Source organism: Bradyrhizobium sp. (genome assembly GCF_049691595.1).
In the GTDB taxonomy this organism is placed as follows: Bacteria; Pseudomonadota; Alphaproteobacteria; order Rhizobiales; family Xanthobacteraceae; genus Bradyrhizobium.
In genome coordinates, this window is record NZ_JBAVNZ010000093.1 from 1 (window position 1) to 4,700 (window position 4,700).

At 63.8% G+C, this 4,700-nt stretch carries 3 protein-coding genes; all 3 read left to right on the forward strand.

From position 1 onward, the window contains the following. Window positions 1-702 (forward strand): methyl-accepting chemotaxis protein (locus WCE35_RS04315; RefSeq protein WP_424592104.1); only part of this gene is annotated, 702 nt, incomplete at its 5' end. Window positions 703-777: 75 nt separating this feature from the next. Continuing rightward, on the forward strand, window positions 778-2,928 hold the full coding sequence (locus WCE35_RS04320; protein ID WP_424592105.1) for a methyl-accepting chemotaxis protein: 2,151 nt from the start codon (window positions 778-780) through the stop codon (window positions 2,926-2,928). Window positions 2,929-3,086: 158 nt separating this feature from the next. Next, window positions 3,087-4,700 (forward strand): methyl-accepting chemotaxis protein (locus tag WCE35_RS04325; protein WP_424592106.1); only part of this gene is annotated, 1,614 nt, incomplete at its 3' end.

Consider the following 4,700-nt stretch of genomic DNA (forward strand, 5'->3'; position numbering starts at 1 on the left):
GTAGTGGCGTCGGCGTCCGAAGAAGCCTCTGCCAACGTGCAATCGGTCGCTTCGGCGACCGAAGAGATGACCGGATCGGTCGGAGAGATCAGTCGCCAAGTCCAGGAATCCAGCAACATTGCCGAGGAAGCAGTGAAGCAGGCGCAGAAAACCGACGCCCGCATCACCGAGCTATCGCAGGCGGCGAGCCGCATCGGCGACGTCGTCGAGCTGATCAACACCATCGCAGGGCAAACCAATCTGCTGGCGCTCAACGCCACCATCGAGGCGGCGCGTGCCGGCGAAGCCGGTCGCGGCTTTGCGGTGGTCGCCTCCGAGGTGAAGGCGCTGGCCGAGCAGACCGCGAAGGCCACCGGCGAGATCGGCCAGCAGATATCCGGCATTCAGGCCGCGACGCAGGAGTCGGTCGGGGCGATCAAGGAAATCAGCGGCACCATCGAAAAACTGTCCGAGATCTCGGCAACCATCGCCTCCGCGGTGGAAGAGCAGGGGGCTGCGACGCAGGAGATTTCCCGCAACGTCCAGCAGGCAGCCCAAGGCACCCAGCAGGTTTCCTCCAACATCACCGACGTGCAGCGCGGCGCCAGCGAGACCGGCTCGGCCTCCTCGCAAGTGCTGTCGGCAGCGCAATCGCTGTCCGGCGACTCCAACCGCCTCAAGCTCGAGGTCGGCAAGTTCCTCAACACGGTGAGGGCGGCCTGACGCAACCATGGCCTGACCCCGAGCGGGTCAGGCCACACCCATACTTACACCTAACCGGCTTCCGGAGATATCAAGATGCGCACGAACCTTCCCGTCACCAATGTCGAGTACCCGATCACGGACGAAACACTGATCGTCTCGAAGACGGACACCAAGGGGAAACTGACCTATTTCAACCAGCAGTTCGTGGATGCTTCGGGCTTCACGGACGCGGAGTTGATGGGACAGCCGCACAATATCATCCGCCACCCGGATATGCCGCCGGAAGCCTTCGAGGATCTCTGGGCCACGCTCAAGGCCGGTAAGCCCTGGGCTGGCGCGGTCAAGAACCGCCGCAAGAACGGCGACTTCTACTGGGTGCTGGCGAGCGCGACGCCGATCTGGGAGAACGGCCAGGTTACCGGCTACATGTCGATCCGCTCGAAACTGCCCGCCGACCAGCGCGCGGAAGCCGAGCAAGTGTATGCGCTGCTGCGCGCCAAGAAGGCGCAAGCATACACCGTCACCGCGGGCATGATCCGCCGCCGTTCGTTCGCGGATCGCCTTGCCGTCTTCACGCACTCCTTGAAAGCCAGGCTGACCACGCTGGTCGCCATTCAGGTGCTGTTTTTGGTGATCGTCGGCGTGGTCGGCGTGCTCGCCACCCGCAGCAGCAACCAGGGCATGGAATCGGTGTTCGCCGATCAGACCATTCCGCTGACGCAGCTCGCGGAAATCGAGGGCCGGTTGAAGGACAATACCATCACCCTGTTCGGCGCCGCCGCCAACGGCCGGGCGGGCCAGCCCATCGGGGACGCCACGGACCGGATCGCCGGCAACATATCCGCGATCACAAAGATCTGGACCGAATTTCAGGCGACCCGGCTCGCGCCGGAAGAAAAGGCGCTCGCGGACAGCTTCGCCGCCAAGCGCAAGGATTTCGTCGAGGGCGGCCTGAAACCGGGGCTGGCAATGCTGGCCGAGCGCAAATATGAGGACCTCGCCACCCATCTGGCCGGAAAGGTCGGCCCGCTCTTCGCTCTCGCCAAGACCGAGATGGAAAAGCTGGTCGCGATCAAGGTCAAGCTGGCCAAGGCGGAATACGAAAGCGCCGAGCATCAATATTTCGTCGCCGTCGGCGTCACGATCGCAATGCTGTGTTTGGGGTTGCTGATCGGGGCATGGCTGGGTGTCCTGACCATCCGCGCGATCGGCCGGCCGCTGGAACAGTTGAACGGCATCATGGCAAAGGTCGCGCAGGGCGTGTTCAACAGTCGCGTGATGGTCGAGCGCGATGACGAGATCGGCATCGCGCTGCGCAACGTCCAGGCGATGCAGGCCAAGCTTGGCTTCGACCGCGAAGAACAGAAGGACACCGAGAAGCGCGTCGCGATGCAGCGCAAACTCGACATGCACAAACTTGCAAACGACTTCGAAGGCGCCGTCGGCGAGATCATCGAGACCGTGTCGTCGGCCTCGACCGAACTGGAGGCCTCCGCCGGAACGCTGACCAAGACCGCGGAGCGGGCGCAGGAACTTACCACCGCCGTCGCAGCCGCGTCCGAGGAAGCCTCCACCAATGTGCAGTCGGTAGCGTCGGCGACCGAGGAACTGTCCTCGTCCGTCAACGAGATCAGCCGTCAGGTGCAGGAATCGGCGCGGATGGCCAACGAGGCGGTCGATCAGGCGCGCAGGACCAACGATCGCGTCGGCGAGTTGTCGAAGGCGGCAAGCCGCATCGGTGACGTGGTCGAACTGATCAACACCATCGCCGGCCAGACCAATCTGCTGGCTTTGAACGCCACCATCGAGGCCGCGCGTGCCGGCGAGGCCGGCCGCGGCTTTGCCGTCGTGGCGTCCGAAGTGAAAGCGCTGGCCGAGCAGACCGCGAAGGCCACCGGCGAGATCGGCCAGCAGATTTCCGGCATCCAGGCGGCGACCCACGAATCGGTTGGCGCCATCAAGGAGATCAGCGGCACCATCGAAAAACTGTCGGAGATCTCGGCGACCATCGCCTCCGCGGTGGAAGAGCAGGGGGCTGCGACGCAGGAGATTTCCCGCAACGTGCAGCAGGCGGCGCAAGGCACCCAGCAGGTGAGCTCGAACATCACCGACGTGCAGCGCGGCGCCGGCGAGACCGGCTCGGCCTCCTCGCAGGTGCTCTCGGCGGCGCAGTCGCTGTCCGGCGACTCCAACCGCCTCAAGCTCGAGGTCGGCAAGTTCCTCAATACGGTGAGGGCGGCGTGACAACCAGGCTCTGGCTCCGCAGACGAACTTTCACCTCGTGGTCCGTATTTTTGCGGGGCCACGAGGTTAACGCGGCGCAGAGGTGTGCACGCTATGTTTAAGGGGTAACGCTTGTCGATCGAGCGCAGGTGAGGACTTCGAATGTATTGGAAACCATCATGGGCAGTTTCTCTCTCCGCTTAACCCACAAAATTACGGCAATCGGAATCATCGGCGTGATCGGGGTCGTCCTGGTCGGCGGCATCCATCTCTACGGCGAATCCACTTTGACCGCATATAGATCCGCGGCGGCGAACGCGCGGGCGATCTCTGAGCTAAACAGCAAGATCGCGGTCGAGCTGCTGGAAGGCCGCCGCGCCGAGAAGGATTTCCTGCTCCGCAACGATCAGAAAAAGGCCGAGAGCCAGGTCGAGATCAGCAAGTCCGCCGCCGCCGATATCGACGCGCTGCGCGGAAAAATCGCAGCCATCGGCCAGCCCGATCTGGCGCGTCAGATCGAGGCCATGAGTATCTCGCTGAAGCAATACCAGGCGCATTTCGCAGCTGTCGTCGAAGCGAAGATACGCCTCGGCCTGGACGAGAAGTCGGGCCTCGAGAGCCGCCTGCGCTCGTCCGTTCACGCGATCGAGTCAGAGATTACCGAGCTTCATCAGCCCACCCTGCTCGTCCCCATGCTGATGATGCGCCGTCACGAGAAGGACTTCATGCTGCGGCGTGACCGCAAATACGGCGACGACATGAAGAAGCGGGCCTCGGAATTCGCCGCCGGGGTCGAGAACGCGGATATTCGGGAGGCTGCGAAGTCCGGGCTCAAGCAAAAGCTTGCCGATTACCAGCGCGACTTCTTTGCCTGGATGGAGACTGCGTTGGCGCTTGCCGGCGAGCTGAAGGCGACGTCGGAGTCGTTCTCGGCGGTCGAACCGGTCGTTGAGGCGATATCGAAAGCCGTCGGCGAGATCAGGGCCGAGGCCGAACGGTCCGACAGAACGGTGCGCGACACGATCCAATGGCAGATGGAGGTTGCCATCCTGCTGATAGCCTCCCTCGTGCTGGCAGCGGGATTTTTGATCGGCCGATCGGTCTCCGGGCCACTTTCGGCAATGAGGGCCGCCATGATCGAGCTGGCAAAGGGCAACTTCGCGATTGTGCTGCCCGGACTTGGCCGCGCCGATGAGATCGGTGAGATCGCGCAGGCGGTCGAGACGTTCAAGGTCAACGCGGAGCAAAAGGCCCGCGACGAAGTCGAAGCCAAAGCCGGGCAGGACCAGATCGCAGCCCAGCGGCGCAAGGCGGACATGATCGAGCTCGCCGACAGTTTCGAATCCGTCGTCGGCGAGATCATCGAGACCGTCTCTTCGGCCTCGACCGAGCTCGAAGCTTCCGCCACGACGCTGACCTCGACCGCCCGACGCGCTCAGGAGCTCACGACGACGGTCGCTGCGGCGTCGGAGGAAGCCTCCACCAATGTGCAGTCGGTGGCGTCGGCGGCGGAGGAAATGGCTGCGTCCGTCAACGAGATCAGCCGTCAGGTCCAGGAATCCGCAAGGATCGCCGGCGAGGCGGTGGAACAGGCGCAGAAGACCAACGACCGCGTCGGCGAATTGTCGAAGGCGGCCGCCCGCATCGGCGACGTGGTCGAACTGATCAACACCATCGCGGGGCAGACCAATCTCTTGGCGCTCAACGCCACCATCGAGGCCGCGCGTGCGGGCGAAGCCGGCCGCGGCTTTGCTGTCGTCGCCTCCGAGGTAAAGGCGCTGGCCGAGCAGACC

Bases quoted from the DNA above. Each gene is read 5' to 3' on its own strand.
- WCE35_RS04320 (WP_424592105.1), top strand. From the start codon at position 778: ATGCGCACGAACCTTCCCGTCACCAATGTCGAGTACCCGATCACGGAC.